The 26,735-nt window shown below is 69.6% G+C and carries 30 protein-coding genes; 12 read left to right on the top strand and 18 right to left on the bottom strand.

Features of this window, described 5'->3' with window-relative positions; genetic code table 11:
* Positions 1-51: 51 nt before the first annotated feature.
* Both tatB and SD37_RS35915 read right to left on the bottom strand, forming a co-directional pair.
* Entirely contained in the window at positions 52-471 is a 420-nt protein-coding gene (tatB, locus tag SD37_RS35910) for a Sec-independent protein translocase protein TatB (protein ID WP_065913047.1), read from the bottom strand.
* Positions 472-526: 55 nt separating this feature from the next.
* On the bottom strand, positions 527-2,068 hold the full coding sequence (locus tag SD37_RS35915) for a trypsin-like peptidase domain-containing protein (protein WP_044854771.1): 1,542 nt from the start codon (positions 2,066-2,068) through the stop codon (positions 527-529).
* Between the two features lie 161 nt (positions 2,069-2,229).
* Here SD37_RS35915 and SD37_RS35920 point away from each other — a divergent pair, with 161 nt between their 5' ends.
* Entirely contained in the window at positions 2,230-2,886 is a 657-nt protein-coding gene (locus SD37_RS35920; RefSeq protein WP_044854625.1) for an LppU/SCO3897 family protein, read from the top strand.
* A 9-nt stretch (positions 2,887-2,895) separates the two neighbouring features.
* Here SD37_RS35920 and SD37_RS35925 read toward each other — a convergent pair whose 3' ends face one another.
* Positions 2,896-3,591: an anti-sigma factor family protein gene (locus tag SD37_RS35925; RefSeq protein ID WP_044854624.1), complete on the bottom strand. Its 696-nt coding sequence runs from the start codon at positions 3,589-3,591 to the stop codon at positions 2,896-2,898.
* Positions 3,588-4,190 carry an RNA polymerase sigma factor SigE gene (gene sigE / locus SD37_RS35930; protein WP_044854623.1) on the bottom strand — a complete coding sequence of 201 codons (603 nt, stop codon included), beginning with the start codon at positions 4,188-4,190 and terminating at the stop codon, positions 3,588-3,590. Before sigE ends, SD37_RS35925 begins: the two co-directional genes overlap by 4 nt.
* A gap of 198 nt (positions 4,191-4,388) precedes the next feature.
* Between sigE and SD37_RS35935 the strand changes: the two genes are divergently transcribed.
* Complete coding sequence (locus SD37_RS35935) at positions 4,389-5,042, top strand: O-methyltransferase (protein WP_037316264.1); 654 nt, start codon at positions 4,389-4,391, stop codon at positions 5,040-5,042.
* Between the two features lie 26 nt (positions 5,043-5,068).
* On the opposite strand, the gene SD37_RS35940 is transcribed toward SD37_RS35935, so the two are convergent.
* Positions 5,069-6,304: an MFS transporter gene (locus tag SD37_RS35940; protein ID WP_174567930.1), complete on the bottom strand. Its 1,236-nt coding sequence runs from the start codon at positions 6,302-6,304 to the stop codon at positions 5,069-5,071.
* Positions 6,305-6,409: 105 nt separating this feature from the next.
* Here SD37_RS35940 and SD37_RS35945 point away from each other — a divergent pair, with 105 nt between their 5' ends.
* Both SD37_RS35945 and SD37_RS35950 read left to right on the top strand, forming a co-directional pair.
* Positions 6,410-7,294, top strand: coding sequence for a LysR family transcriptional regulator (locus SD37_RS35945; protein ID WP_418189836.1), 885 nt, complete (start codon positions 6,410-6,412; stop codon positions 7,292-7,294).
* Between the two features lie 69 nt (positions 7,295-7,363).
* The gene (locus tag SD37_RS35950; protein ID WP_044854620.1) at positions 7,364-7,975 is read left to right on the top strand and encodes a phosphatase PAP2 family protein; all 612 of its coding nucleotides are present in this window, start codon (positions 7,364-7,366) and stop codon (positions 7,973-7,975) included.
* 182 nt (positions 7,976-8,157) lie between these two features.
* Here the strand turns inward: SD37_RS35950 and SD37_RS35955 are convergent, their stop codons facing one another.
* Together SD37_RS35955 and SD37_RS35960 are read right to left on the bottom strand one after the other, a co-directional pair.
* A complete protein-coding gene (locus tag SD37_RS35955) occupies positions 8,158-9,633 on the bottom strand; it encodes a leucyl aminopeptidase family protein (protein ID WP_044854619.1) in 1,476 nt (491 codons plus the stop codon).
* Positions 9,634-9,723: 90 nt separating this feature from the next.
* Positions 9,724-9,891, bottom strand: a complete 168-nt coding sequence (locus SD37_RS35960) for a DUF3117 domain-containing protein (protein WP_005155393.1) — start codon at positions 9,889-9,891, stop codon at positions 9,724-9,726.
* A gap of 196 nt (positions 9,892-10,087) precedes the next feature.
* Between SD37_RS35960 and SD37_RS35965 the strand changes: the two genes are divergently transcribed.
* Together SD37_RS35965 and SD37_RS35970 are read left to right on the top strand one after the other, a co-directional pair.
* Positions 10,088-10,882 (top strand): enoyl-CoA hydratase-related protein, encoded by a 795-nt coding sequence (locus SD37_RS35965; protein ID WP_044854618.1) that lies wholly within the window; start codon positions 10,088-10,090, stop codon positions 10,880-10,882.
* Positions 10,883-10,992: 110 nt separating this feature from the next.
* Complete coding sequence (locus SD37_RS35970; protein ID WP_044854617.1) at positions 10,993-11,481, top strand: hypothetical protein; 489 nt, start codon at positions 10,993-10,995, stop codon at positions 11,479-11,481.
* Here the strand turns inward: SD37_RS35970 and SD37_RS35975 are convergent.
* From SD37_RS35975 to SD37_RS36005, 7 genes are read right to left on the bottom strand one after another with little or no spacing between them, the layout of a single operon-like run.
* Positions 11,478-12,050, bottom strand: a complete 573-nt coding sequence (locus tag SD37_RS35975; protein ID WP_044854616.1) for a DNA-3-methyladenine glycosylase I — start codon at positions 12,048-12,050, stop codon at positions 11,478-11,480. The two genes, SD37_RS35970 and SD37_RS35975, sit on opposite strands and share 4 nt — an antisense overlap.
* Positions 12,043-12,492, bottom strand: coding sequence for an SRPBCC family protein (locus tag SD37_RS35980; protein ID WP_044854615.1), 450 nt, complete (start codon positions 12,490-12,492; stop codon positions 12,043-12,045). The genes SD37_RS35975 and SD37_RS35980 overlap by 8 nt, the downstream gene beginning before the upstream one ends.
* Positions 12,489-12,791: a DivIVA domain-containing protein gene (locus SD37_RS35985; protein ID WP_044854614.1), complete on the bottom strand. Its 303-nt coding sequence runs from the start codon at positions 12,789-12,791 to the stop codon at positions 12,489-12,491. Before SD37_RS35985 ends, SD37_RS35980 begins: the two co-directional genes overlap by 4 nt.
* The gene (locus tag SD37_RS35990; protein WP_083255176.1) at positions 12,788-13,462 is read right to left on the bottom strand and encodes a permease prefix domain 1-containing protein; all 675 of its coding nucleotides are present in this window, start codon (positions 13,460-13,462) and stop codon (positions 12,788-12,790) included. The genes SD37_RS35985 and SD37_RS35990 overlap by 4 nt, the downstream gene beginning before the upstream one ends.
* Before the next feature lie 28 nt (positions 13,463-13,490).
* Positions 13,491-14,165 (bottom strand): permease prefix domain 1-containing protein, encoded by a 675-nt coding sequence (locus SD37_RS35995; RefSeq protein ID WP_044854613.1) that lies wholly within the window; start codon positions 14,163-14,165, stop codon positions 13,491-13,493.
* Positions 14,162-14,836: a permease prefix domain 1-containing protein gene (locus SD37_RS36000; protein WP_044854612.1), complete on the bottom strand. Its 675-nt coding sequence runs from the start codon at positions 14,834-14,836 to the stop codon at positions 14,162-14,164. The genes SD37_RS35995 and SD37_RS36000 overlap by 4 nt, the downstream gene beginning before the upstream one ends.
* Positions 14,833-15,159 (bottom strand): helix-turn-helix transcriptional regulator, encoded by a 327-nt coding sequence (locus tag SD37_RS36005; RefSeq protein ID WP_005155407.1) that lies wholly within the window; start codon positions 15,157-15,159, stop codon positions 14,833-14,835. Before SD37_RS36005 ends, SD37_RS36000 begins: the two co-directional genes overlap by 4 nt.
* Positions 15,160-15,299: 140 nt before the next feature.
* Between SD37_RS36005 and SD37_RS36010 the strand changes: the two genes are divergently transcribed.
* Genes SD37_RS36010 through cydC form a run of 4 tightly spaced genes read left to right on the top strand, consistent with a single transcriptional unit; the run spans position 15,300 to position 20,593 of the window.
* A complete protein-coding gene (locus SD37_RS36010) occupies positions 15,300-16,478 on the top strand; it encodes a cytochrome ubiquinol oxidase subunit I (RefSeq protein ID WP_044854611.1) in 1,179 nt (392 codons plus the stop codon).
* A 3-nt stretch (positions 16,479-16,481) separates the two neighbouring features.
* On the top strand, positions 16,482-17,474 hold the full coding sequence (locus tag SD37_RS36015; RefSeq protein ID WP_044854610.1) for a cytochrome d ubiquinol oxidase subunit II: 993 nt from the start codon (positions 16,482-16,484) through the stop codon (positions 17,472-17,474).
* Positions 17,475-17,483: 9 nt separating this feature from the next.
* Positions 17,484-19,043, top strand: coding sequence for a thiol reductant ABC exporter subunit CydD (gene cydD, locus SD37_RS36020; RefSeq protein ID WP_044854609.1), 1,560 nt, complete (start codon positions 17,484-17,486; stop codon positions 19,041-19,043).
* Positions 19,040-20,593, top strand: coding sequence for a thiol reductant ABC exporter subunit CydC (gene cydC / locus SD37_RS36025; protein ID WP_044854608.1), 1,554 nt, complete (start codon positions 19,040-19,042; stop codon positions 20,591-20,593). The genes cydD and cydC overlap by 4 nt, the downstream gene beginning before the upstream one ends.
* Positions 20,594-20,939: 346 nt before the next feature.
* On the opposite strand, the gene SD37_RS36030 is transcribed toward cydC, so the two are convergent.
* On the bottom strand, positions 20,940-21,845 hold the full coding sequence (locus SD37_RS36030; RefSeq protein WP_044854607.1) for a glucosyl-3-phosphoglycerate synthase: 906 nt from the start codon (positions 21,843-21,845) through the stop codon (positions 20,940-20,942).
* A 51-nt stretch (positions 21,846-21,896) separates the two neighbouring features.
* On the opposite strand from SD37_RS36030, the gene SD37_RS36035 reads away from it, so the two are divergent.
* Entirely contained in the window at positions 21,897-22,571 is a 675-nt protein-coding gene (locus SD37_RS36035) for a lysophospholipid acyltransferase family protein (RefSeq protein WP_044854606.1), read from the top strand.
* 408 nt (positions 22,572-22,979) lie between these two features.
* Here SD37_RS36035 and SD37_RS36040 read toward each other — a convergent pair whose 3' ends face one another.
* From SD37_RS36040 to SD37_RS36050, 3 genes are all read right to left on the bottom strand, one after another.
* Positions 22,980-23,558, bottom strand: a complete 579-nt coding sequence (locus SD37_RS36040) for an LOG family protein (RefSeq protein ID WP_044854605.1) — start codon at positions 23,556-23,558, stop codon at positions 22,980-22,982.
* Entirely contained in the window at positions 23,558-24,343 is a 786-nt protein-coding gene (locus SD37_RS36045; protein WP_034324028.1) for an LOG family protein, read from the bottom strand. The genes SD37_RS36040 and SD37_RS36045 overlap by 1 nt, the downstream gene beginning before the upstream one ends.
* A 112-nt stretch (positions 24,344-24,455) precedes the next feature.
* A complete protein-coding gene (locus tag SD37_RS36050) occupies positions 24,456-26,318 on the bottom strand; it encodes a glycoside hydrolase family 9 protein (RefSeq protein ID WP_044854604.1) in 1,863 nt (620 codons plus the stop codon).
* 182 nt (positions 26,319-26,500) lie between these two features.
* Between SD37_RS36050 and SD37_RS36055 the strand changes: the two genes are divergently transcribed.
* Positions 26,501-26,710 carry a DUF397 domain-containing protein gene (locus SD37_RS36055; protein WP_044854603.1) on the top strand — a complete coding sequence of 70 codons (210 nt, stop codon included), beginning with the start codon at positions 26,501-26,503 and terminating at the stop codon, positions 26,708-26,710.
* The last annotated feature ends 25 nt before the right edge of the window (positions 26,711-26,735 follow it).

The following is a 26,735-nucleotide window of genomic DNA, read 5'->3' on the forward strand; positions in this document are numbered from 1 at the left end:
CACGCGCGAAGGAGGCGACGACCGCATCCAGAGGACTGAACGCGGTCAGAGTCAGGGCGCGTCGGGGTCCACCGGCGGCCGTTCGCCGGGCTTCAGGGGCTCGGGCTGGGCGGCCGTCGCCGGGTAGCCGTTGGGCTTCGAAGCCCCGTTGGTCCCGTTCGAACCGTTGGTGCCGTTGACATCTTTGAGCCCCAGCGGATCCGGGTCACCGTCGAACAGGTGCTGGGTGACGACCCGCTTCGGGTCGAAGTTCCGCAGCCCGCGCAGATCCTCCAGCGGCTTGCGCAACTGATCGAACTCCGGGCCCATTTCCTCGCGCAGCTGCGTCTTGGCCCCGGTCGCGAAATCGCGGACCTTGCGGACGCTCTTCGCCAGCCACGCCGCGGCTTCGGGCAGCCGTTCCGGACCGAGGATGAAAAGACCCGCGACGACGATGATGAGGATCTCGCCCCAGCCGACACTCTCGAACACCTGTGTGAACCTCCGCCTCGGCGTCTTCCCCGTTCAGGGTACCCGGCCGAACTCGCTAGTCCGAGGCCAGTTTGACGTCCACGACAAGGGAAGACCCATCGCGGACAAGCCGGACAGGGACCACTTCGCCGACATCGCGCGCGCGGACCGCGACGAGCAGTTCCGCCGAGTCGCGCACGAGGCGCCCGCCGACCTCGGTGATCACGTCGCCTTCCTTGATCCCGGCCGCCGCGGCGGGGCCGCCGGGGGCCACATTGCGGACCTGGGCGCCCATGGTGCTGGAGCCCGCGACGGTCGACGAAGCGTTGATGCCGATGTCGGGGTGGACGACTTTTCCGTCCCGGATCAGTGTTTTCGCGATCTTCACCGCGTAGTCACTCGGGATGGCGAAGCCGATACCGATGCTGCCGCCCTCGGCGCTGGACGAGCGGATCGCCGAGTTGATCCCGACCAGCGCGCCGGTCGCGTCGACGAGCGCGCCGCCCGAGTTGCCGTGGTTGATCGCGGCGTCGGTCTGGATGGCCTCGTAGATCACCGGCGCGCTGCCGCCGTCGCCGCCCGCGGTCACCGGGCGGTTGAGCGCGCTCACGATGCCGGCGGTGACCGAGTTCTGCAGCGCCAGCGGCGAACCGACGGCGATCACCGAATCGCCGACGGCCAGATCGGCCGACTTCCCGACCTGCAGCGCCGTCAGGTTCTCGACGTTGACCTTGACCACGGCCAGGTCGGTCTTCGGGTCGGCACCGACGACCTTCGCCTCGACACGCCTGCCGTCGAAGAACACGGCGGTGATCTTGGTGGCCGAGTCGGCCGTCGCCGCCGAGATGACGTGTTCGTTCGTGAGCACGTAGCCCTGGGTGTCGATGACGACGCCGGAGCCCTGCTGACCGGCGTCGGCGCCGGGTTTGAACACTTCGAGCGAGACCACGGCGGGCGCCACCCGGTGCGCGATGTCCGCGATCGAGCCCGCCGGACGCTCCTTGGCGGCATCGGCCTCGGAGATGCTGGCCTCACCGGTCAGTTCGGTGCCCGTGTCGGCGAACCACCAGCCGATCAGCCCGCCCGCGGCGCCGATGAGCAGCGCCACCGCGGCGAGAATCGCCAGCGCCTTCGTCTGCACTCGCCGTCCGAAGAGGACCTCCGGCAGGCTCAGCAGCGCGCCTTGCGGCCGCTTCGCGTCCGTCGCCTCTTCCGTTTCCTGCTGGACGGCGGGCCCGGCGAGGACCGCGCCGGAGCCGGGGTCGCGCCACGGATCCGACGTCGTGGTCCAGAGCGGGCCTTCCGCGTCGTTCGCGGACGGCTCGGAGCCGTTGGTCCCGTACGGCCGCTCCAGCACGACACCTTCGGCGCCTGGCGGGCGGCGGAAGGCCTCGGCGAGCGATTCCGGGGTCGGCGGGGCCAGGTTCAGTCCCGGCGCGGTCTGCCCGTTCGTGCCGGTCTGGTACAGCTTGTCGAAGGCGCCATCGACACCACGCGGCCTGCCGAACGTGGCCGCCTGCGCCGGATCGACGGCGGGCCTGGCCAGCGGTCGCGGCGCCAGCCGATCCCCCGCCGGGTCACCAGGCTGCTGCGGATTCGCGTTCGGCTGCTCGGTCATCATTCCCCGGGGCTGAGATCTGGTTGGCCGGACGCGAGAGTACGCCAAGCCTCACCCTTGATTCTGCCGTGACCACGGTGAAGTGCGCGTTGATTCCCCGGATCGGCCAAGAAGTGTGACACTTGAGGGAACCATGTCCCACCTCTGGCATTCTAACGGGCATGTCGGAGAATCCGGGGGCTCCTTTTCCGCCCCAGCACGTCCCTCAACAGCACCAGCAATGGCCGCAGCAGCAGTGGCCACAACAGCAGGGCTGGCCGCAGCAGCCGCCCAAGAAGAAGGGCTTGTCCACCAAGGTGAAGGTGCTGCTGCTCGTCGCCGCACTGGTCGTGGTCGGCGGCGGAATCGGCCTGATCTTGGTGATGAAGGCGGCCGCCGGGCCGGAGAAACAGGCCACCAAACTGGAGGCAGGCGACTGTGTCCAGCTGACCGGCGCCGGGAAAGAGGCCGATGCGGTGAAGGCCGCCTGCGACAACCCGCAGACGCCGTACGTCGTGAGCGTGAAGGGCTCGGTCGAAGGCGACTGCCCGAAGGGCTTCTACACCTACTCGGTACCGACGCCGCTGCGCGGTGAAGGCGTCGGCCTCTGTCTGGGAATCAACGCCCAGGTCGGCCTGTGTTTCGACGACATCGAGACCAAGACCCCGCCGCCGCTGGCGAACTGCTCGGGAGCGCGGCTGAAGATCAGCGAGGTGTTCGACCAGGCGAGCTACGTGACCAGCCCGTGCAAAGAGGGCACAGCAGAGGTGATCTCGTACACGGCATACGGCGCGACACAGAAGTTCAAGAGCGCGACGATCTGCTTCGTCAAACCCTGACGAAGCGGATCAGCGAGCCGACACGGGCACCGGGGCGCTCGACGGGCTCGTGCTCGGCGCGGGGCTGCGCGGCGGTTCCGGCTGGACGCCGCCGCCCAGCTGCGCGGGCAGCAGTCCGGCGTTGACGCCCTGCGGGGGCACGAGAGCGGGACTCGGCTGGTCTTCGACGCCGTCACCCGAGGTCGCGACGAGGGCCAAGGCGCTCAGCACCAGCCCCGAAACGACGACTCCGGCGCCCTGCGCGTATTTGCGCCGGGCGAGGCCGAACCGCCCGCCGCCGAGGACGTTCGGCGACTGGCCCAGTGGCGCCGTTGATCCCAACGGCGCTGTGCCTCCCAAAACCCCTTTGCCGCCCAGCACTCCGGTGTCGCGAAGGCCGGCGACCCTGTCGGGCCGCTGGATGGCCACCAGCTGACCGTCGGCGGTCATCGCCAGGTTGTCCGGCGCGCTGGGAAGTTCGGTGTTCTGCGGGATGGAGCACAGGCTGGCCAGGAAACCCGCCGACATGGACGGGGCTCCTGCCTGCTTCACGGCGTTGACGGCCTGGCGCTGCGCCGCGACCTCGGCCGCGCACGACTGGCAGCGGGCGATATGCGCCGACGCCCTGTCCTGGGCGCCGAGGGACAGCTCGCCGTCGACGAAGGCGACGATGGCGTCCGGAAGCAGATGCGACTCGGGGAGTCCCCAACCTCGCGGTGCGGTCATACCCCCACCTTCGCAGACTCCTGCGCCGCGGCGCGACGACGCTCCAGGGAAGCGCGAAGCGCCTGGCGGCCGCGGTGGATCCGGCTGCGCACGGTGCCGAGCTTGACACCGAGGGTGGCGCCGATCTCCTCGTACGAGAGGCCTTCGACGTCACACAGCACGACCGCGGCGCGGAACTCGGGCGGCAACTCGTCGAGCGCGGCCTGCAGATCCGGGTCGAGATGGGTGTCCGAGTAGACCTGCTCCGGGCTCGGGTCGTCACCGACGATGCGGTCGGTGTCCTCGGGGAGGCCTTCCATCCGCACGCGCGAGCGGCGGCGGGCCATGTCGAGGAAGAGGTTCGTGGTGATGCGGTGCAGCCAGCCCTCGAAGGTGCCGGGCTTGTAGGACGCGAGAGAGCGGAAGACCCGGATGAAGGTCTCCTGCGTCAGATCCTCCGCGTCGTGGGCGTTACCGGTCAGGCGGTAGGCGAGCCGGTACACGCGGTCGGCGTGTTCCCGCACGACCTCGTCCCACGAGGGCGGGGTCCATGCGGCCTCGTCCACGGTCACCGGCGTGACCTGGCCCACGAGCTGGTCGTCCTGCATCGTTTCCTGCATCGGGGAAGTAGGCACCTCCATCAGCGTCTCTCCCAACTACTCCACCCAACGCGGGCGATGTGCACGGTGTTCCCGTTGTCGAGGACCAGTCTGTCCGGCCTGCTTATGTTTCTAGTGAGACTGGACTGAGAGGAGGCTGAGAAGTCGGTACCAGGGAGTCTTCGCTGTTTTGTCGATAAGCAGCGCTAACCTCCGCGTGTGAATTCCGGGACGCATGCGGGCTCGCCTGCCGAGACCGCCGACGCCGGCCTCATCGTCGACGGGTACCACCCCGACGACGAGGTACTGGCCACCGCGCGGGCGCGGTCGGCCGATCTGGGGTGCGGTCCGCTGAGCGCGGGCGCCGGCGCGACCTTGCGTTTCCTCGCCACGACACTGCGCGCGAAGGCCGTGGTCGAGGTCGGGACCGGGGCGGGCGTGAGCGGATTGTGCCTGCTCAGGGGCATGGTCGACGACGGGATCCTGACCTCGATCGACATCGAACCCGAGTACCACCGGGCGGCGAGGGCGGCGTTCCGCGAGGCGGGCTACCCGCCGGGGCGGACCCGGCTGATCATGGGCCGCGCGCTCGACGTCCTCCCCCGGCTCACCCCCGGCGGCTACGACCTGGTGTTCGTCGATTCGGCGCCGATCGAGTACCCGAGTTGCTACGAGAAGGCCGTCGCACTGCTGCGGCCGGGCGGGATACTGGCGTTCCACAACGTCTCGGGGGCGAGGGTGACCGATCCCTCACGCCGCGATCCGGACACGCTGGCGCTGCGCGAGGTCGCGCGGGCCTTCCGGGAGGACGAGCGGCTGGTCCCGGCCCTGCTGCCGGTGGGCGGCGGGCTGCTGGTCGCCGCGATCGCGTAGCAAGGGACCTTTGCTATCGCCGCTCCTCAGACCCGTTCCGTGAAGGCCTCCTTGAGGGACCCAGAGTCCCTCAAGGAGGCCTTCACGGACCTGGGGACCACCAAGACCACGGCGGCCACCGCGAGGGCCAGCCAGCAAGCGGTGAGGACGATCAGCCAAGTCCAGCCCGCTTTCCCGTACACGGTGGCCCCGACGGCGCCGCCGACGCTGCTGCCGAGGTAGTACGACAGCGTGTAGAGCCCGCCCACCTGGCCGCGGGCGTTCTCGGGCGCCTCCGCGGCCGCCCAGCCGTTGGCGACGGCGTGAGCCGCGAAGAAGGCGCCGGTCAGCACCACGAATCCGGCGATGACCAGCGGCAGCGCGTCCGACAGTGTCAGCGCCGCTCCGGCGATCGTGAGCAGCAGCGCCCCGGCGAGCGACCGGCGACGTCCGAAACGGCCGACGAGCCTGCCCGCGGTCGCCGACGAGACCGAGCCCATCGCGTAGGCGAGGAAGACCAGCGACGCGACGGCGGGCGAGAGGTCCAGCGGCTCCCCGGTCAGCCGGAATCCGGCCGCGTTGTACAGCGCGACGAACGAGCCCATCGCCAGCAACGCGACCGCGTACTGGACCAGCAGCACCGGCTTGCGGACAGCCGCCCCGAGCCCCGCCAGTACCGCCCGGCCTTGCTCGCGCAGTACCTCTGACCTGCGGCGATCGGCGAAAGCGATAGCAAAGTTCCCTTGCTCCCCCGGCGGCAGGGCCAGCACCGTGACCACCGTGCAGACCGCGCCGATCACCGCGACGACGATCAGCGCGCCGTGGTACCCGAAGGGCCCGGCGGTGAACCCCGCCGCCAGCCTGCCGACCATCCCGCCCACGGTGTTCCCGGCGATCATCGCGCCCACCGCCGCCGCGACCCCCGCTTTGCCGAGCCGTTCGGCGAGGTAGGCCGCGGCGACTCCGGGGAACCCCGCGATGGCGACCCCTTGCAGGGCGCGCAGCACGAGCAGCGCGGGATAACTGGGCGCCAGCGGCAGCAGGAAACCGAACACGACCGAGGCGACCACCGAGGCGATGATCACCGGACGCCGTCCCACGACCTCGGAGAGCACCGCGATCGGCAGTACGGCGATCGCGAGCGCGCCGGTCGCGACGCTCACTGCGAGCGAAGCGCCGCCGGGGTCGAGATGGTACTGCTCGGCCAGCTGCGGCAGCACCGGCTGGGGCGCGTACAGCAGGGCGAACGAGGAGATCCCGGCCGCGGCGACGGCGATCGTCACGCGGCGGGTGGTTCCGGTGGCAGGCACGACCTCGAAGCTAAGCCTGGCTAAACGATACGTCTAATACGCTCATCTGCCACAATCGATACCATGCTGAATGAAAGGATGACCGCCCAGCTAGCTCCGCAGCTCGCACTCCTCTCCGCACTGCGCCGCACGACGAACGTCACACGCGCGGCCGAACTTCTCGGCGTCCCGCAGCCCACGGTGAGCCGCCGGATCTCGGCGCTCGGCGACGCCCTCGGCGCCCCGCTGACGGTCCCCGACGGGCGCGGCATCCGGCTCACCCGCGCCGCCGAACTGCTGGCCGACGCCGCCGAGCGCGCCCTCGCCGCCGTCGACGCCGGGGTCCGGCAGGCCCGGGAAGAGGTCGACCCCGAATCCGGGCACATCGTCCTCGGTTTCCTGCATCTGCTCGGCCGGTCGCTGGTCCCCACCCTGCTCCGCGGCTACCGCGCGGACCATCCCCACGTGCGCTTTACGCTGGTCCAGGGCTCACGCCAGGACATGGTCGACAGGCTGACCAGCGGCGAACTCGACCTCGCCCTGCTCGCGCCCGCCCCCATCGACGACCCGCTCCTCGACACCGCCGTGCTCGCCGAGCAGGAGATCTTCCTCTCCGTGCCGACGTCGCACCGCCTCGCCGACCGGCCCAGCGCCGCCATCGAAGACCTCAAGGACGAGGAGTTCGTCCTTCTCGAAACCGGCTACGGCCTTCGCACCATCACCGACGATCTGTGCGCCGCGGCAGGCTTCGAACCGAAGATCGCCTTCGAGGGGCAGGAGTCCGACACCGTCCGCGGACTGGTCGCGGCCGGGCTCGGGGTCGCGCTGCTCCCCCGGTTCGAACCCGGCAGCCCGGCGGGCGTCGCCGAAGTCCCGCTGGTGCCACCGGTCGGGCGGACCATCGGGCTGGCGTGGCGCAAGGATGTCGCCCTGCCGCCCGCCGTGCTGCGGTTCCGGGAACGGGTGCGCGCTCAGCCCCGGTGACGATCGTCAGGGTCGGTCACTGCCGTTCGTCCACCCCGCCCACGCGATGTTTTCGCTAACTTCGGGTGAATGTACGACGACATCGTGGAGTTGGCGGGTGAGAGCCCGAGCTGGCTCCAGGCGGCGGGAATCGTGTTCACCGAAGCGGGACTGCTTGTCTTCGTGGCGCTCTTCGCCTGGATGTCGTGGAGGGCACGCACTTCGCCCGTCCGGCTCGCCGTGGCGCTGCTGCCGCCCGCCGCGACCGCGATCGCGTACCTGATCAGCGAAGGGGTGAAGAGCGTGATCCAGGAGGACCGGCCGTGCCGGAACCTCGTCACGCTCGTCCACTGCCCGCCGCTCGACGACTGGTCCTTCCCGAGCAACCACTCCACGATCGCCGCGGCGGCCGCCGTCGGGCTGGCACTCGCCTGGCGGCGACTCGCGCCGTGGGTGCTCCCGGGTGCGGCGTTGATGGGCTTCTCACGGGTCTTCGTCGGCGCGCACTACCCGCACGACGTTCTCGCCGGACTCGTCCTCGGCGCCGTGACGGCCTGGCTCGTGTACCGGTACCTGACCGGCCCCACGACCAGGTTCGCCCGCAGGCTCACCGCCCACGCCGGTGACGCGCCGACCCAGCCCATGCCCAAGGTGGACCTGCGGGGCGATAGCAAAGGTCCCTTGCTCCCGCCCCGCAGGTGAACCGCGGGTCAGGCGCAGGGTCATGCCCCGGAACCCGGCGCACCCCCGAGTGTGGAGGATTTGGGACGTTCAACGTCCCAAATCCTCCACACTCGAACCCCACAGGCGCCGGCGATGCCACATCCGGACCGCCAAGAACAGCGCTGACCAGCGGCTCCGCGACTTTGCCGGGACCCTGCGGGTCAGGCGTAGGAGGCGACCAGTTCGACCAACGTCCGCGCGGCGAATCCGGTGGCACCCGGCACGACGTCGGCGTAGGTCTTGTCGGCCCGCGCCGGACCGGCGATGTCGAGATGCGCCCACGGCACGTCGCCGACGAACTCCCGCAGGAACAGCGCCGCGACGATGCCGCCAGGGCCACCCGGCGCCTGCCGGACGTCGCCGAGCGAGCCCTGCACGGTCTCGGCAAGGTCTTCCAGTAGCGGCATCCGCCACCACGCCTCGCCGACCCGCTCGCCCGCCTTCGTGACCCGCTCCGCGAGCGCGTCGTCGGTGGCGAACACTCCGCCGGTGCGGACGCCGAGCGAGACCTTCATGGCACCGGTCAGCGTCGCCGCGTCGATCACGGCGTCCGGCTTGTGCTTCTTGATGCCGTAGACGAGCGCGTCGGCCAGGACCATGCGGCCCTCGGCGTCGGTGTTGCCCACCTCGGTCGTCTTGCCGCCGTAGTGCCGGACGATGTCGCCGGGCCGGTACGACGAGCCGGACACGTGGTTCTCGGCGGCGGGCACCAGCCCGGTCACCCTGACCGGCAGGCGCAGCGCGGCGATCGCGCGGACCGCGGCGATGATGGCCGCGCCGCCCGCCATGTCGGTGCGCATCAGGTGCATGCCGTCGGCCGGTTTGATCGAAAGACCGCCGGTGTCGAAGGTGATGCCCTTGCCGACCAGCAGCAGATGCGTCGCCGCCCCGCGCGGCCGGTACTCCAGCTCGATCAGCCGGGGCGGCGCGGCCGAACCCCCGCCGACGGCGAGGACGCCGCCGAAGCCCTGCGCCCCCAGCCACTTCTCGTCCCGGACCGTCACGGTCAGATCGGCGATGCCGCCCGCCGCACGGGCGGCGGTGTCGGCGAGCCAGGCGGGGGTCTTGATGTTCGACGGCGTGTTCGCCAGGTCGCGCGCGAACGCGGCGGCCGCGGCGAGTTCGCGGACCCGCTCCAGCGCCTTGTCGTACGCGGGCACGGCACGCTCGTGGCGGGTGAGCAACCGCACGGTCCGCAGGCCCGGCTTCGGTTCCTCGGCCGTCACCGTGAACCGGTAGCCGCCGAGAAGCAGCCCGAACGCCAGTTCCTCGACATGCTCGGCGCCGGCGTCTGCGGGCAGTTCGACGGCGAAGGTGCGGAACGCCTTCTTCCCCGCTTCGACGTCTTCGTCCAGCGCCGCCGTGACGGCGCGGACCAGCGCGGCACCGGCCTTGCGGTAGTGCCGCGGCTCGCCGTCGCCGACGCCCGCCAGCCAGCGGACGCCGCCGGTCGGCACGGTCTGCACGTCACCGGCCTTGCCGGTGGGCCGCACGCCGCCGATCTCGTCGAGTCCGGCGTCACCGTCCTCTTCGGACGGCGCCACGATCAGCGTGGCCAGCGGCGTACCGCGCCGGATGTCGTCCGAGACCTCGAGTTCGAGCAGCTTCCCCGGAACGGGGGGTAGCGGGTTACGCACAGTGAGCGACCTCCGGGCGCAGATGAGCCGCGACCCCGGCCTCCGAAGGGAGACCGGGGTGCGGATGGTTGTACGTAGGTGCGGTCCGGCTCAGCCGGTGACCTCCTGCAAGGCCGCGCCGAGATCCTTCGCTTCTTCCGCGGAGAGTTCGACGACGAGGCGCCCACCACCTTCGAGTGGTACGCGCATCACGAGGCCCCGCCCCTCCTTAGTCACTTCGAGGGGACCATCTCCGGTCCGGGGCTTCATGGCCGCCATAGCGTGCTCCCTCCGTCTCAACCGGCGCGCCCGGGTCGCGCTCGTCAAAGCCAGCCGGGTCTACTGTCCATTGTCCCTCATCAGCGGCCGAGCGCGAACGCGGACCGATCTTTTGCCGCCGTATCGGTGCTGGTATGCGGCTCGCGAGGCTGAAAGACTTCGCATCAGACCGCAGTTTCGCCGACTAGGAGATCCCGTGACCACATCCGACGTTCTGCTGACCGCCGACGCCGATGGCGTGCGCACCTTCACGCTGAACCGGCCGCAGGCGTACAACTCGCTGACCGTCGAACTCAAGGAACTGCTGCTTGCGGGGCTGACCGAGGCCGCGGCCGACGACAGCGTCCGCGCGGTCGTGCTGACCGGTTCGGGCAATGCCTTCTGCGCCGGGCAGGACTTGAAGGAGCACGTCGGGCTGCTGCAAGCGGGTGACCCGGCGCCGCTACACACGGTCAAGGAGCACTACAACCCGATCGTCAAGACGATCATCGGGATGCCGAAGCCGGTCATCGCCGCGGTGAACGGCCCGGCCGCCGGCGCGGGCGCCGCCTTCGCCTACGCGAGCGACCTCCGGATCGCGGCGACGTCGGCGAACTTCCTGATGGCGTTCGCGAACGTCGGCCTCGGCCCGGACTCCGGCGCGTCGTGGACGCTGCAGCGGCTGATCGGCCTCGGCCGCGCGGCCGAGCTGATGCTGCTGGCGCGCACGGTCGACTCCGCCGAGGCCCTGACGCTCGGCCTGGTCGGCGAGGTCGTCCCGGACGAGGAACTGGCGGCCCGCGCGCAGAAGGTCGCCGCGAAGCTCGCGGCCGGTCCGACGGTCGCGTACGCGAAGATCAAGAACGTCCTTTCGGTGGCCGCCGAGTCGTCCCTCGAAACCGCGCTTGCCGCTGAAGACGAAGCCCAGACCGCGCTCGGGGCGACCGCCGACCACACCGAGGCCGTCGAGGCCTTCGTGGGCAAGCGCAAGCCGAACTTCCAGGGCAAGTAGCCCCCTCGCGGCGTGCAATGAAAGGTCCTTTCCTTGCAAAATTTGCGAGTAAAGGACCTTTCATTGCACTACCGGGACAGGTACCGGGCAACAGCGGCTAGCGTCTTGGCGTGATCCCGACGCCGCCCCACCTCCAGGCGAAAGCCGCGGAACACGACCTCGGCGACTGCCTTCGTCGCTACCGCCGCAGACCGGGCGTCATCGGCACCTTCTTCGCCTTCGCGCCACTCGCGGGCGCTTTGGCCCTCGGCATCCGCGAAGGCGATATGACCGGAGCGCTGGCCGTCGTGCTGTTCGTGTGGTCACCGCTTTTCCTGTGGTGGTGTGTGTCGACGCGGAAACGTCTCGACGGCGGCCTCTACGTCTTCACCGGCGGTTTCGCGGAGGTCTACGGACGCAAGGTCCCGCACGCGATCAGGTGGGCCGAAGTCCGCTCAGTGCGTTACAAGAGCACCGAGTACTGGTTCAACTACATCGTCCCCCTCGGGTACGCCGCGAGATGCACCGTCGAACTGCGCGACGGTGGCGTGATCGAGTTCGACGGCACCTATCGAACGCTCCAACGGCTGGCCGAAGACCTGCACACCCGAGCGAGCTAGCCCTTCGCGCGGAAGCAGTCCTTCACGTGGTCGTCGACCATCCCGGTCGCCTGCATCAGCGCGTAGCACGTCGTCGGGCCGAGGAACACGAAGCCGCGCTTCTTGAGTTCCTTCGCCATCGCCTTCGACTCGTCGGTGATCGCCGGGACGTCCGCCATCGTGCGGGGCCGGACATGCGACTCGGGCGCGAACGACCACAGCAGGTCGTCCAGCGAACCGTCGAGTCGCTCGATCGCACGGGCGTTGTTGATCGCCGCCAGGATCTTCGCCCGGTTCCGCACGATCGACGCGTCTTCCATGAGCCGGGCGACGTCGTCGTCGGTGAAGGCCGCGACCTTCTTCGGCTTGAACCGCTTGAACGCCTTCCGGAACGCCTCCCGCTTCCGCAGGATCGTGATCCAGGAGAGCCCGGACTGGAACGACTCCAGGCACAGCCGCTCGTACAACTCCTCGTCGCCGTGCAGCACGACACCCCATTCGGTGTCGTGGTACTCCACGTAATCCGGGGCCGAATTGCCCCACGAACACCGCTTGACGCCGTCCGAACCCAGCAGACCCGCCTCAGCCAACCCGGTACCCCTCCGCGTACTTCACGAACCTTTGCAGGCACAGCCGCAGTCCCAGCTCGAACCCCGGTTTCGCGACCGGCCAGCCGAGCCTCCCGACGACGCCGAACGGCGGCCGCAGATGCTCCGCCCAGACGAACGTCGACGAATGCGGCCCCTTCTCGATCACCTGGAACACCCCGGTGCCCTGCACGAGTTTGCCGAGGTGCCGCACGACGCACCGCAGCGGCGGCTCCCAGCCGGTGATCTCCATGGTGTCGGTGAACCCGATCCCGGCGACGCCGGTGAAGGCCGACAGCTTCGAGCCGACGCTGCGCCCGTTGCCCTCGACGACCTTGACTTCGGTGCCGATCATCCACTCGCCCTGGCGTTCCCAGTCGGTCAGCGCGAGCCAAGCCGTCCCGGCCGGCACCGCGACGTCGACGGAGACGACGACATCGGTCACCTGGCGCCCTCGCGCTCGGCCTCCAGTTCGGCCACCCGCGACCGCAGCTCGTCGATCTCGACGCCGAGGCGCCGCATCACCCAGTCCACTTCGGACATCTTGTAGCCGCGCAGCACCAGCTGATAGCGGACGGCGTAGACGTCCTCGGCGGTGATGTCCTCGGCGGGCAGCCTGGTCGGCGAGCTGCCGGGCGGCAGCGGGGCCAGTTCCTCACCCCGGCCGAACACCACGGCGGCCAGCAGAAACACCACTGCGGCCACCAGCAGCATGACTACGAGGTAGATCAGGGCGGTCGTCACGTCACGATCGTGGCACACGAACGCCAGGATCGTCGCGCCAGCAACGCGAGTCGCACGCTGAGCACCACCCAGAGGATCATCAGGATCCCGCACGGCACGGACAGGAACAGCCTCGACGCGTCGATGATCCCGGTGGCGAACACCAGCATGGCCACCGAAAGCAGGTTCAGCCCGACGGCCTCCCCGATCAGCACGCCGGCGGTCCGGACCAGCCGGACCCCGTCCATCCGCCGCGAGAGCCAGCGCATGCAGACGAGCACGAAGACGCCGAGCACGGGCACGAGGAAGACCGAGCCGTGCGTGAAGTGGGCGACGTACTGGTACCAGGCCGGTGTCGGGGTATCGAGCTGCGACCAGTCGCCGAAAGTCCACTTGCGGGCGTAGTCCCAGGCGATCTGCATCAACGGCACGCCGATGATCAGTTTCCAGAGCGTGCGGGTGCCGCTGTGCATGCCCAGTTCGGCCTGGTAGTCCCGGGCGATCAGGTGCACCGGGCCGAAGTCGTCGACGGCGCGCCGCTGCGCGTCGTGCTCGCTCCAGCCGCCCTCGCGGTAGGCGTCGGCGGCATCGGTGAGCCCGTCCCTGGCCTCACGCAGCAGATCCCGCTTCGCCGACGCCGGGCCGTCCAGCCGCGCCCGCAGATCACCGAGGTAGGCCTCGATCACACTCATGCCGTAGTTCTCCCGAAACTCCGCGCGGTCAGGCCGCGATCGCCCTTGCCGGCCGCCGGTGGCGGCGCGCGGCGACCGTGAGCCGCAAGCTGAACAGGATCCACGCCGCGGACATCACCACGCACGGCACGCTGACGACCAGCCGGGCGGGCTCCAACACCCCGGTCGCGCCGCCGTACATCGTGACGGCGAGCAGGTTCGCCCCCACTGCCGCGGCCAGCGCCAGCGAAACCACCCGGGCGGTGGGCCCGCCGTCGCCGCGCCGGGAGAGCAGTCGTGCCGCGATCACCCCGGCGACCGCGACGACCGGGGCCAGTGCCGCCAAGGTGTCGGCCACGTCGATCACACGGTGGTACCAGGACGGCGGCGGGTCACCGAACCGCGACCAGTCACCGAAGCTCAGCGCCCTGGCGAAATCCCAGGCGAACATCAGCACCGGCACACCGACGATCAGCTCCCACAGCACGCGGATGTCGCGCCGGAGGCCCAGTTCCGCCTGGTAGGCGCGGGCGATCACGTCGACCGGGCCGAAGTCGGCGACGGCCCGGCGTTCGGCTTCCGGCTCCTCGACCCCGCCTGCGCGGTAGGCCTCGGCCGCGTCGTGCAGACCGTCCCTCGCCTCGGTCAGCAGATCGGCCTTCGCCGCCGCGGACCCGCTCAACCGGCTTTTCAGGTCGCCGAGGTAGACCTCGATGGCGCTCATGCCGCGAGCAGGGGTCGCGGTCGCCAGGACCGGAGGGCCAGCGGCAGCAGCCAGAAACTGAACGCCGCCCAGCCGACGGACAGCACGTTGCACGCCAGGCTCATGTTCATCCTGGACGGGTCCAGGACCGCGGTGCCGATCGCGAGCAGGAGCATGGCCACCAGGTTCGCGATGGCCGCGGCGCCGACGGTCCAGCGCGCCAAGTTCGCCAGGCGCGTGCCGTCGAGCCTGCGGCCCAGCCAGCGGGTGCCCAGCAGCGCGGCGACCCCGATGACGGGCGACACCACGACGAACACCCCGGAAAGATCGACGACGGCCAGGTACCACTCCGGGGTGGGCTTCCCCAGCCCTCCCCAGTCCCCGTAAGTCCAGATCCGCGCCAGTTCCCAGCTCAGCTGGAACAGCGGTACGCCGACGATGACCTTCCACAAGGTGCCGATGTCGCCGCGCAAGGCCAATTCGGCCTGATAGGCGCGGGCGATCAACTCGGCCGGGCCGAAGTCGGCGACGGCCCGGCGTTCGGCTTCCGGCTCGTCGATCCCGCCTTCGCGGTAGGCCTCGGCCGCGTCGTGCAGACCGTCCCGGGCTTCGGTGAGCAGATCGGCCTTGGCCCCCGCCGACCCGCTCAACCGTCTGTCCAGCTCCGAGACGTACGCCTCGATCGCGCTCATGCCGTGCTCCCCCCGAGGACACCACCTATGACAGTGGTGAACTCCTGCCACTCCGCCCGTTCCGCGGCGAGCGCCTTCTGCCCGGAGCGGGTCAGCTTGTACGTACGACGTTTGCGGCCGGACACGACGTCCCACTCGCTGGCGAGGAAGCCGGCGCGTTCCAACCGGCGAAGCGCCGGGTAGACGGTGCCCGTCGGCAGGTCGAGGGCGCCGTCGCTGCGGAGCTGGAGCGCCTCGATGATGGCGTATCCGTGCAGCTTCCGGCCGTCGAGGACGGCGAGAAGCAACGCGTCGAGGTGCCCGCGCAGGCTGTCGGCCTTCATAGATAGACAGTCTACACATCGCCGCCCACCAGGGTAGCCGGGTCTTTCCCGGATCCGGCTCAGGGAATGTCCCCCAGATCACCCTGATTTCATAGATTTGATGGCTACATGTAGGCAGCCTACGTATACAGTGCATCGGCATGGACGCACTCCCGATCGCGAGACTCCAGTTCGCGACGACGACCTCGTTCCACTTCCTGTTCGTGCTGCTCACACTGGGGCTCGTGACACTCGTCGCGGTGATGCAGACACGCTCCGCACTCGGCGGCAAGCCCGAGCTGATGCGGATGACGCGCTTCTGGGGCAGGCTTTACGTGATCAATTACGCGCTGGGAATCGTCACCGGAATCGTGATGGAATTCCAGTTCGGCCTGACCTGGACCGGTCTGTCCGCGGTCGCGGGCGACGTCTTCGGCGCACCGCTGGCCATCGAGACACTGGTGGCGTTCTTCGCCGAATCCACCTTCCTGGGGCTGTGGATCTTCGGCTGGGGACGGCTGAACAAATGGGTCCACCTGGCGCTGATCTGGCTGGTCACGCTCACCGCGTACGCCTCGGCCCTGTTCATCATGGTGGCCAACTCGTTCCTGCAGAACCCGGTCGGCACGCACGCCGAGAACGGGGTGCTGGAACTCGACGATTTCGGTGCGCTGTTCACCAACCCGGCGCTCGCGATGTCGCTGCCGCACGTGCTGAGCGCGGCGCTCATGACCGGCGGCTTCTTCGTGGTCGGCGTCAGCGCGTACCACTTCATCAAGCGCACCAAGGAGATCAAGTTCTTCCGGCGTTCGATGCGGATCGGCGTGCTGACTTCGCTGGTCGGCAGCACGATGGTGATCGGCTTCGGCTTCGCCCAGTTCGGCCCGCTCGGGCTCTACCATCCCGACAAGCTCAAGTCACCGGGAGCCATGGTCGGCGCCCCGCTGGGGTTCATGATCCAGATCGGCTTCATCGCCTTCCTCGCCTCGATCCTCGGCACGCTGCTGCTGTACCGGAACTGGATCACCAAGGTGCGGCCACTGCTGTACCTGATGGTGCTGGCCATCCCGCTGCCGTTCGTCGCGGCCATCTTCGGCTGGCTGGTGCGGGAGCTCGGCCGTCAGCCGTGGCTGATCCGCGGGCACCTGACCACGGCCGACGCGGTCGCGTCGATCCCCGCGGGGCAGATCCTGTTCTCCTTCATCGCTTTCACGCTGTTGTTCGCGGTACTCGCGATCGCCGACTGGGTGCTGATGTCGCGGGTCGCCAAACGCGGCCCGGAACCCGAAGAAGAAGCGGCGCCGGCAGGCGCCGAACTTCCCGTCCTGAGCGGAGTCTGACCCATGGTGTTCTTGTGGTGGTGTGTACTCGGTTTCCTGATCTCCGGCTATTTCGCGCTGGCGGGCTACGACTACGGCGTCGGCATGCTGCTCGGCAGGCTCAGCCGTGACGAGGGCGAGAGGCGCCGCGTGCTCGGCGCGTTCGGCCCGTTCTTCCTGGCCAACGAGGTGTGGCTGGTGGCCGCGGTCGGCGTCCTGTTCGGCGCTTTCCCGCATCTGGAAGGAAAAGTGTTCTCCGGGGCCTATCTCCCGGTCGTCACCCTGCTGCTCGGACTGGTCACCTTCACCGCGGCGGTGCAGTTGCGCAGCAGGCGGCCGGACGCCGGACGCGGCACCTGGACACTGGCGATCACCGTCGGCGCCTGGGTGACCGCGGTGTCCTGGGGGATCTTCCTCGGCAATCTCGTCCTCGGCCTCCCGCTCGACGCCGCCGGACTGCCGATCGGTGGTGTCCTCGCCGCCTTCGACCCGTACGCGCTGTTGTGGGGCGCCGGGTTCGTCGCGCTGTTCGCCTTGCAGGGCGCGGCTTTCCTCGCGGTCCGGGCGCCCGCCGACTTCACCGCCAGGGCGAACCGGATCGCCAAGGCGCTGCTCGCGCCCGCACTGGCGTTCCTGGTCGTGGCCGTCGGCTGGGGCGCCTTCGAGACCACCGCGTCGTGGACCGTGCTGCCCGCGATCGCGCTGGCGTTCGGCGCGCTGGGGAGCGCGTCCGCGGCACTGCGCGCCGGACGGCACAAGACCGCGCTGATCGCCACGATGGTCTTGTCGGCGTCCCCAGTGCTGGCGGTCGGGACGATGCGCCTTCCGGACGCACTGGTGTCCTCTGTGGACGACGGATTCTCGTTGAGTCTGACCGAAGCGGCCACGAGCACCGAGATGCTCGGCCTGCTCACCCTCGTCCTGCCGCCCGCGCTGGTGGTGATCGCCGCCGTGCAATGGGTGACGTGGCGGCGGAACGCCGACCGGGTCGATCAGCGCTCGCTACTGCACTTCTAGGAGCCGGTGATGCCACCCCTTCCCGGACTGCGGCGCCATTTCGGCGTACTGGCCGTCCTCGGCACGCTGACCGCCGTGGCGATCGTCGTCCAGGCGGACGGCCTCGCGACGCTGCTCACCGGCGGCGGCGTGAGCTGGACACTCGCGGCCGCCATCGCGGTCCGGGTGCTGCTCGCCGCCGTCCAGGGCACACTCGGCGGCCGGTTCGCGGCGTCGGTCAAGGCGGGCCTCCGCAAGCGGCTGCTCGGCGCGGAAGCGGAGAATCCCGGCAAGGTCGCGACGCTGGTGACCAAAGGGATCGACGCCGGTGACGCGTACCTGACCGGCTATCTGCCGACGCTGGTGCTGTCGGCGATCGTGCCGGTCGCGGTGCTCGTCCGGCTGTTCGCCGCGGATCTGACGTCGGCGCTGATCATCACGGCGACACTGCCGCTGATCCCGGTGTTCGCGATCCTGGTCGGGCAGCACACGAAAGCGAAGACGGCCAAGCAGTGGCGGCTGCTTTCCCGGCTGGGCGGGTATTTCCTCGACGTCGTGCGCGGGCTGGGCACACTGAAGGTGTTCGGGCGGGCCGACGCGCAGGCGAAGACGGTGCGGGCGATGGCCGACGCGCATACGGACGCCACGATGCGCACCCTGCGGGTCGCGTTCCTGTCCGCGCTGGTGCTGGAACTGGTGGCGACACTGTCGGTGGCGCTCGTCGCCGTGCCGATCGGGTTCCGCCTGCTGGAAGGCGGGATGGTGGTGCACACCGCCGTGCTGGTGCTGCTGCTCGCCCCCGAGGCGTACCTGCCGCTGCGCGCGGCCGGGGCGAAGTTCCACGCCAGCGCGGAGGGGCTCGCGACACTGCGGGAGGCGCTGGCGGTCCGGCCGGCGGACATCGTCCGGGGTTCACAGGTGGCGCGTTCCGGTGCGCCCGAGATCGTGCTGGAGAAGGTCAGCGTCGCGTACGGCGACCAAGTCGTACTGTCCGAAGTGGACATGGCGATCGGGGCGGGAGAGCACGTCGCCCTCGTCGGCCCCAGCGGTTCCGGGAAGAGCACGCTGCTGGCGGTCCTGCTGGGCTTCGTCACGCCGACGTCCGGCCGGGTCCTCGTCGACGGCGTCGACCTGCGCGAACTGGATCCGGGGCCGCGGCGGGCCGCGACGGCGTGGGTGCCGCAGCGACCGACGTTGTTCACCGGGACCGTCGAGGAGAACATCGCCATGGGCCAGGTGCCGGACGTCCAGGCGGCGGCCCGCGCGGCGGCGTTCGACGAGGTCGCGCGGGGCCTTCCCGACGGCTACCGGACGCGGATCGGGGAGCTGGGCGCGCCGCTTTCGGCGGGGCAACGGCAGCGGCTCGGCCTCGCGCGGGCGCTGGCCCGCACCGAAGCGGGACTGGTGCTGCTCGACGAGCCGACGGCGCGGCTCGACGCGGGGACGGAGGCCGCCGTGCTCCGCGCGACCCGCGAACTGCTCATCGGCCGGACCGCGGTACTCGTGGCCCATCGGCCGGCGATGGCCGCGCTCGCCGGCCGGGTACTTGAAGTGCGTGACGGGTCCATAAAGGAACGGGAACTGGTGTGAACGTCTGGGGAGTGTCCACAAAGGATTTCGTCCGGCTGGTGCGGGCCGGGCTGATCGCCTCCGGCGCCGAACTGGCCGGGCTCGCGCTGATGGCCACCGCCGCGTGGCTGCTGCTGAAGGCGGCCGAGCAGCCGCCGCTGGCGTCGCTGACCGTGGCGATCGTCGCCGTCCGGACGCTGGCGTTGCTGCGCGGCGGCCTGCGGTACACCGAGCGGCTCGCCGGGCACGAAGTCGTCCTGCGCTACCTCGGCGCGTTGCGGACTCGCGTGTACACCTCCTTGCTGCCGCACCGGGTCTCCCGGCATTCCGGCGGCGATCTGGTGACCCGGCTGGTGTCCGATGTGGACGCCGTACAGGACGCGATCCTGCGCTGCCTCCTGCCCGCCGGGGTCGCCGCGTTCGTCGGGCTCGCCTCGGTCACGGTCGCGCTGATCGCCAGTCCGGCGGCCGGGCTCACCTTGGCGCTCGGCCTCGCCGTCGCGGGGATCGGGTTACCGTGGCTGTGCGTGCGGATCACCCGCACGGCGGCGGAAGCGAGCGCTCCGGCGAGGGCCGACCTCGCCGAGCGGACGGTCGCCTTGATCACCGGACGGCGGGAGCTGATCGCCTACGGCGTCCACGAGTCCACTGTGGACGAAGCGCACACCGCCGTCGACGCGCTCGCCGCGCGGGACCGGGCGACGGCGAACCGGACCAGCCTGCTGACCGCGGCCGGGATGCTGGTCCAGCTGCTCACCTGTGTCACGATCGCGCTGGTCGCCGGGGTTTCACCGCCGCTGACGGCGGCACTGGCGCTCGGCGCGCTGACCGTGTTCGAGCTGGTCCTCCCGCTGACCGCGGCGGCCCAGCGCTGGGCCGAGGTCCGGGCTTCGGCCGAGCGGGTGCGCGCGCTGCTGACCGAACCCGCTCCCCCGCGCGGCACCCTCGTGCCCGAGCCCGGGCATCTGCGGCTCGAAGGGGTCGGCGTGCGGTTCCCCGGCCGGGCGCCGGCGCTGGAAGACGTCGACCTCGACCTGCCGCCGGGGAAGCGGATCGGGATCCTGGGACCCAGCGGCGCCGGGAAGACGACGGTGCTGAACGTGCTGCTCGGGGCCGTGGCGCCGACGTCGGGGCGTGTGGTGCTGAACGGGAGGCCGCTCGACGAGTACGACCCCACGCTGCTGCCGTCGGTGGTTTCGGGCGCACTCGCGGACGCGCACGTCTTCCACACGACGGTCCGGGAGAACCTGCTGCTCGCGAAGCCCGGCGCTTCGGACGCCGAGCTGCTCGAAGCCTGCGCTACGGCGGGTTTCGACCTGCCGCTGGACCGCGAGGTCGGCTCGGACGGTGACACGCTTTCAGGCGGGCAGCACCAGCGGCTCGTGCTGGCCCGGGCCGTGCTGGCCGCACCGCCGGTCCTGGTGCTGGACGAGCCCGTCGAGGGCCTGGACCCCGAGCACGGCGACGCCGTCCTGGCCGACGTCCTCGCGGCCGCGCGTGGCACCGTCGTCCTCGTGACGCACCGTGCAGCCCACGTGGCGGGCTTCGACGAGGTCTTACGACTCGGTTAACCGGCAGGTCCCTCTCTGCCGGAAGCCGGGTGTGACCAGGGGTGTCCACAAAGGACATTTCCGGCCCTGGATGTCTGACTTGAGCGGTTCGCACGGTCTCGCGAGGTGGTCGTGAGTGGCAAATAGCGTTCTAACCCTCATTGCCACTCACGACCCCCTTCAAGACCGTACATATAGGCATCAATCGAACATCGATTCGCTGGGAACTGTCCCTTATGGACAGTCACGGGGAGGTGCCCCTTGCCTCCGCGGGAAGCCCTTGCCTGTCGCCAGGTGATGAAGGCCTCCTTCGCTACTGTGAGGGTAGGTAAGGGACCTTCACGGCAGCGAGCCGATCACGCTCGGCTCACCTCTCGGTTAACCCGAGTACCTCCCGCATCGGCGGCCGGTCGCTGACCGAGATCTCGGCCACCTCCGGCAGCCATTCGTCCTCTAAATGCACGAATTGGGTGAGCTGGGCGGGGTCGTCCGACTTGATGCCGCAGCGCGCCAGTGCCGTCCCGAGGATCTGCCGCGCCATGACGCCCAACTGAAGCAGCGAACGGTTGCGATGCTTGCGTACGCCGAGGTTGACCTGTGCGAGTCCATCGAGGCCGTAGCGCGCTTCGGCGTCGAGAATGAGCCCGATCTCGACGCCGTACCCGGCCGCGAAGGGCACTGACTCGAGGAACTCGCGCGTCGCGGCGTACTCGCCGCCCAGGGGCTGGATCAGCCCGGACAGCGAGGGGCGCAGTGCCGACAGGACCGGTCGCGCCAGCAGTTCGGTGACGCGGCCCCCGCCGCTGCTCTCCAGCCTCAGCGGCCGTCGGTAGAAGCCCTTGACCAGGTGGACGCCGTCCTCGCAGAGCAGCGGACCGAGCAGGGTCGGCACGAACGCCGGATCCGGGTCGACCAGGTCGGAGTCGAGGAACACGAGCACGTCGCCGGTCGTCGCGGCCAGCGACCGCCACAGCACCTCACCCTTGCCCGGCACCGGCGGGAACGCGGGCAGCACGTCCTCGCGGTGCACCACCCGCGCGCCGGCGCGTTCGGCGCGCTCGGCGGTCGCGTCGGTGGAACCGGAGTCCATCACGACCAACTCGTCGACGACCGTCCCCAGCAAGGGCTGGACCGTGCCCACGACCTCGGCGACGGTGTCCTCTTCGTCGAGTGCCGGTAGCACGACCGAAACCGTCCGGTCACCCTTCGCAGCGACGATGTCGTCGAGCGTCCACCCCGGGTTCTGCCACGTACGCCGCTCGAACCAACTCATGAGTAGTGATCGTGCCATGCTGGAGTCCGACACCCCGTCGATGGAGGAACCTTGCTACCGCTACTCGTCCGATTCGTGCTGGGCCCGCTGGTCAGGGCGCTGTACCGCCCCGAGATCCGCGGCGTGGAGAACATCCCCGCCTCCGGCCCGGTGCTGCTGGCACCCAACCACCGGGCGGCGCTGGACACCGGCGTGATCACTTTCACGGCGATGCGGCAGGTCAAGTTCCTCGGCAAGGCGGAGTACTTCACCGGCCGCGGGCTCAAGGGCAAACTGATGGCGGGCTTCCTGGGCGGCCTCGGCTACGTCCCGGTCGAACGCGGCAACGCGCAGGCCGGTCTCGCCGCGCTGGAGGCGGCGCGGAAGGTGCTCGACGCGGGCGGCGCGTTCGCGATCTACCCCGAAGGCACCCGCTCGCTGGACGGGCGGCTGCACCGCGGCCACACCGGTGTCGCGGCCCTGGCGCTGGCGACCGGCGCGAAGGTCGTCCCCGTCGCGCTGTCCGGCACCGAGAACCTGCAGCCCGCGGGCAAGCGCATCCCGCGCCGGGCGAAGATCACCGTCACCTACGGCTCGCCCTTGGACTTCTCGCGGTACGAGGGGCAGGACTCGTCGCCGGCGATCCGGCGCTCGGTGACCGACGAGATCATGTACGCGATCCTGGAGCTTTCGGGGCAGGAGTACGTCGACTCGTACCACAAACGCCCTGATCAGAGCGCTGCCTGACCGCCGGGCCTCGTGAGTGTTTGGGTCGTGCGAAACCTCACTCAGGTACCTACTCGTGGCCTGCGACGGGTGAGAGGAACTTTAAGGGAGTCTGAGTCCCTCAAGGAGTCCTTCACGGCCTGGCCGCACCCGACGCGATAGCAAAGGTCCCTTGCTCCCCCGCTGCTCGGGCTCCTTGGCTCACCAATGCAATGAAAGGCTCTTTCCTTGCAAATTTTGCAAGGAAAGAGCCTTTCCTGGCGCGCGCAAGTGGGGCCTAAGGGACTTTTGGCGCATTCCGGGCGCGACGTGAGCCGGTCTGGCCGAGGTGACGTGAAGGCATCCTTCACTACCCTCAAGGTAGGGAGGGAGGCCTTCACGGATCGAGGCGTCACCAAAACAGCGCCTTCACGCGCTACCGAAAAAGCCCTACTTAGCCCACTTCGGACGCGGCGGAGGGACGTAGTCCGCGAAGGCGTCCAGAAGGACCGAAGCGTCCGAGTCGATCTTCAGCATGTCCCGGTACCCCGCCGACAAGAAGCCCTCCGACACCATGTGGTCGGCGAACTTCAGCAGCGGCGCGTAGTACCCGCCGACGTCGACCAGCCCGATCGGTTTCTCGTGCAGCCCGAGCTGGGCCCACGTCCACACCTCGAACAGTTCCTCCAGCGTGCCGGCCCCGCCCGGCAGCGCGAGGAAGCCGTCGGACAGCGCGGCCATCTTCGCCTTCCGCTGGTGCATGTCGGCGACGACGTGGAGTTCGGTCAGGCCGGCGTGCGCGATCTCGACGCTGCCCAGCGCCTCCGGGATCACGCCAATCACCTCGCCGCCCGCGGCCAGCGCGGCGTCCGCGACGACGCCCATGGTGCCGACCGACGCCCCGCCGTAGACCAGCCCGATCCCTCGCTCCGCCAGGAGCGTGCCCAGTGCCCTGGCCTCGTCGGCATACCGCGGGTCGAAGCCCATCGACGAACCGCAGAAGACGCATACCCTGCGCGGAGCCGCCATCAGTGGGTGTCCTCCCAAGCCTTGTACGAATCCTGCACCACGCGCACGGCGTCTTCGATGTCGTCGGTGACGTGCAGCAGTTCGAGGTCCTTCTGGCCGATCTTGCCCTCGGCGAGCAGCGAACTGGCGATCCAGTCGTACAGGCCGCCCCAGTACTTGCTGCCGAACAGCACGACGGGGAACTTCGTGACCTTCTTCGTCTGCACCAGGGTGAGCGCCTCGAACAGCTCGTCGAGCGTGCCGAAGCCGCCGGGCAGGCAGATGAACGCCTGCGAGTACTTGATGAACATGGTCTTGCGGGCGAAGAAGTACCGGAAGTTGACGCCGAGGTCGACCCACGGGTTCAGGCCCTGCTCGAACGGCAGCTCGATGCCGAGGCCGACGGAGAACCCGCCCGCCTCGTTGGCGCCGCGGTTCACCGCCTCCATCGCGCCGGGGCCGCCGCCGGTCATCACCGCGAAACCGGCGTTGGCGAGCGCGCCGCCGATCTTGCGGCCGAGTTCGTACTCCGGGTGGTCCCGTTTGGTCCGTGCCGAACCGAACACCGTCACCGCGCGCGGGACCTCGGCCAGCGCGCCGAAGCCCTCGACGAACTCCGCCTGGATCCGCAGCACCCGCCACGGGTCGGTGTGCACCCAGTCGCTCGGCCCGCGTGAGTCCAGCAGGCGCTGGTCGGTGGTGCTGCCCTGGTCACGGCGATCCCGCCGCAGCACGACCGGGCCCTTGTGGCGCTCGATCGGACGTTCCGGGTACTGGCCGTCGGGGAACTCGCTTGTCTCACTCACCCCGCCAAGACTACGACGTCGTCACCGTCCGGAGCGGTGGCATCGCCGCGAACAGGAGTTGTCGCCTACCCGAACGTGGGGCTCGCGCCGATCCGCGAGCCCCACGTTCCGGTCAGGACCGTCCCGCCAGCGCGAACGCGAGCATCGCCGTCGAGGTGAAGTCGATGGCGGGCTCGTTGCTCGGCCACGAAGCGAGGTCGTCGGTGTAGCGCGACTCGGTCGTGTCGAAGGCGTCGTACGGCTTCGTGCACTCCTTCGCCCCGGCCGGGAACGGCAGGTCCGCGAAGTGCTCGGCCCCGTTCGGCCCGTTCACGACGGCGCCGTAGAGCACCTTCTCCTCACCCGCGAGGTTGGCCGCCTGGTGATGCGGGCACTTCGGCGACGTCGTGCCGACGCCGACGACCAGCGAGATGCCCCACGCGTTCGCGCCGAGGGTGAAGTTCCGCTGCTGCGAGCCGAACGCGGCGTACTGGCGGTCACCGGTCACCTCCGCGTACAGCCGTTCGGTCGCGGCGAACCCGAAGCTCTTGCTGGCGGCGTCGAAGTCCTTCACCGACACGGCCGTCCGGAAAGGACTCTGAGCCGCACTCGCGACACCTTCGTCGAGCTGGCGCCGGAGGTCACCGATCAGCTCCTTCGGGCCGAGCGCGACACCCGGGGCACCGTGCCGCAGGAGCTTCGCCAGTTCGGCGTGCGCCAGCGCGCTGGTGTCGTACAGGTTGAGCGTGCTCTTCTCTTCGAGGTCGATGTAGGCCTTCGCCCAGTGCGCCGCCTGCCGGGTCCACTCCGCCGACCGCGGATCCCGCAAAGCCTTGCCCGCCAAAGCGAGCTGCGTCGCGCCGAGTTCCATGTCGTCTCGCCAGGACGATTCCGGGTAGTACGCGTGCGGGAACGCGGTGACGAGCTCGCCGACGTCCTTGGTCTTGGCCTGCGCGAAGACCGACACGGCCTCGGCGAAATACTTCCTTGCCAGCGCCGGATTCCGCCTCGCCTCGACCTGCGCGCCGAGCGCGAACGCGGCGGCGACACGACCGGCGAGGTTCGGGCTGAGCGGCGAGCCGCCGGGATTCGCCGGGAAGACCGGCCGGTGCTTCACGAAGTACTTGGGGTCACCGGGTTTCACGTCGAGCGCGTCGTCGTCGTGCGGGTTCCGCCAGACGTCGTGGTCGCCGAGGAAACCGAACTTGTCGCTGCCCGTACCGATCCCGACCTGGGCGTACAGCGTCTTGGTCCGCTGGTCCCACATCTTGTCCAGCCAGTCGAGGCCGAGCGTGACCTCCTTGGCCAGCACGGGGTCGTAACCTTCGCGCAGGACGTAACCCATCTCCGCCAGCGAGTACGCCGTGTTCGAGGTGAACTTGACGAAGTCGCCGGCGTCGACCCAGCCGCCCTCGACGTCGATCGGCCCGCCGACCGGCTTCAGCGGCTCGGCGATCTCGTCGCCGCCCTCGCCGACGAACACCGGCCGGTCGTAGATCGTGGCCTGTTTGTCCGCCAGATGCGACGGTTTGCGGTCGAGACGGCCGGGGACGATGTCGTCCCCGTCGCGCTGCGCCTGGAAGAACTCGTTGGTGGCGCGGACGAGCGGCGTGAAGAGCCGCTGCTTCGTGTCCACCCGGAACGTCGGCGACGTCGCCTTGGTCTCGCCGCTGACCTCGATCCGGTACTTGCCCGGCAGCCAGACCTTCGACAGGTCGAGCTGGTACACCGCCGGGTACTTCGCGTTCCACGCGCCGAGCGAGGCCCCGGTCCGTCCACGATGGACGGTCCGGCCGCGTTCGTCGACCACCGAGAACGACCCCGGCGCGCTGGACAGCAGGTAGGCGTATTTGGTTTCGGTGATGCCGTAGCCGACCTGATCGACCCGGACCTCCCCTTGCACCGCCGCCGCGGCCGAAACCGCCGGCACCGTCAAACCCCCGAGGACCAGTGCCGAAACCGCGGCCACCGCCCGGGACCAGGAACTCACCATCATCGGCGCCCCGCTCGTAATTAGTTAAGAAAGTTTCCTTTTTATTGCGCAAGACGCTAGCCCGCTGGACACCCCGAGTCAATATGTCCGTTTCACCCGACAGGAGGGTTTGGTTCCCCGTGGGGAAGCCACAGGATTCGAAGCACTGTTCGCGGGTATCCGACCGATGACCGAAGGGAGTTCCGATGGCCCTCACCTGGCACGAGCGCTTGTCCGGCTGGCACAAGTCGAGCTATACGCATTTCGAAGAGAACGCCTGCGTCGAAGTCGGCACCGACGGCGCGTTCGTCGGCATCCGGGACACCAAGCAGCGCGAACTCCCGGCCGAGGTCAGGCCGGTTCTCGTGGTACCCGCGAGTGGTTTCGCCGCGCTTCTCACTCACCTGTCCGGCTGAACCGGGCACCGGGACGGAAATCGTC

This window comes from Amycolatopsis orientalis, from assembly GCF_000943515.2.
Classification (GTDB): Bacteria; Actinomycetota; Actinomycetes; order Mycobacteriales; family Pseudonocardiaceae; genus Amycolatopsis; species Amycolatopsis orientalis.

What these genes read in the sequence shown, in the direction of transcription:
- SD37_RS36005 (WP_005155407.1), bottom strand. Translation starts at nt 15,159, where the DNA reads ATGAAGGCCGACAGCCTGCGCGGGCACCTCGACGCGTTGCTTCTCGCC.
- SD37_RS36010 (WP_044854611.1), top strand. Translation starts at nt 15,300, where the DNA reads ATGGACGCACTCCCGATCGCGAGACTCCAGTTCGCGACGACGACCTCG.
- SD37_RS35925 (WP_044854624.1), bottom strand. Translation starts at nt 3,591, where the DNA reads ATGACCGCACCGCGAGGTTGGGGACTCCCCGAGTCGCATCTGCTTCCG.
- SD37_RS35915 (WP_044854771.1), bottom strand. Translation starts at nt 2,068, where the DNA reads ATGACCGAGCAGCCGAACGCGAATCCGCAGCAGCCTGGTGACCCGGCG.
- cydD (WP_044854609.1), top strand. Translation starts at nt 17,484, where the DNA reads ATGCCACCCCTTCCCGGACTGCGGCGCCATTTCGGCGTACTGGCCGTC.
- SD37_RS36040 (WP_044854605.1), bottom strand. Translation starts at nt 23,558, where the DNA reads ATGGCGGCTCCGCGCAGGGTATGCGTCTTCTGCGGTTCGTCGATGGGC.
- SD37_RS36050 (WP_044854604.1), bottom strand. Translation starts at nt 26,318, where the DNA reads ATGATGGTGAGTTCCTGGTCCCGGGCGGTGGCCGCGGTTTCGGCACTG.
- SD37_RS35945 (WP_418189836.1), top strand. Translation starts at nt 6,410, where the DNA reads ATGACCGCCCAGCTAGCTCCGCAGCTCGCACTCCTCTCCGCACTGCGC.
- SD37_RS36055 (WP_044854603.1), top strand. Translation starts at nt 26,501, where the DNA reads ATGGCCCTCACCTGGCACGAGCGCTTGTCCGGCTGGCACAAGTCGAGC.
- SD37_RS35920 (WP_044854625.1), top strand. Translation starts at nt 2,230, where the DNA reads ATGTCGGAGAATCCGGGGGCTCCTTTTCCGCCCCAGCACGTCCCTCAA.
- sigE (WP_044854623.1), bottom strand. Translation starts at nt 4,190, where the DNA reads ATGCAGGAAACGATGCAGGACGACCAGCTCGTGGGCCAGGTCACGCCG.
- SD37_RS35960 (WP_005155393.1), bottom strand. Translation starts at nt 9,891, where the DNA reads ATGGCGGCCATGAAGCCCCGGACCGGAGATGGTCCCCTCGAAGTGACT.
- SD37_RS36015 (WP_044854610.1), top strand. Translation starts at nt 16,482, where the DNA reads ATGGTGTTCTTGTGGTGGTGTGTACTCGGTTTCCTGATCTCCGGCTAT.
- SD37_RS36000 (WP_044854612.1), bottom strand. Translation starts at nt 14,836, where the DNA reads ATGAGCGCGATCGAGGCGTACGTCTCGGAGCTGGACAGACGGTTGAGC.
- SD37_RS35990 (WP_083255176.1), bottom strand. Translation starts at nt 13,462, where the DNA reads ATGAGTGTGATCGAGGCCTACCTCGGTGATCTGCGGGCGCGGCTGGAC.
- SD37_RS35950 (WP_044854620.1), top strand. Translation starts at nt 7,364, where the DNA reads ATGTACGACGACATCGTGGAGTTGGCGGGTGAGAGCCCGAGCTGGCTC.
- SD37_RS35995 (WP_044854613.1), bottom strand. Translation starts at nt 14,165, where the DNA reads ATGAGCGCCATCGAGGTCTACCTCGGCGACCTGAAAAGCCGGTTGAGC.
- SD37_RS36030 (WP_044854607.1), bottom strand. Translation starts at nt 21,845, where the DNA reads ATGAGTTGGTTCGAGCGGCGTACGTGGCAGAACCCGGGGTGGACGCTC.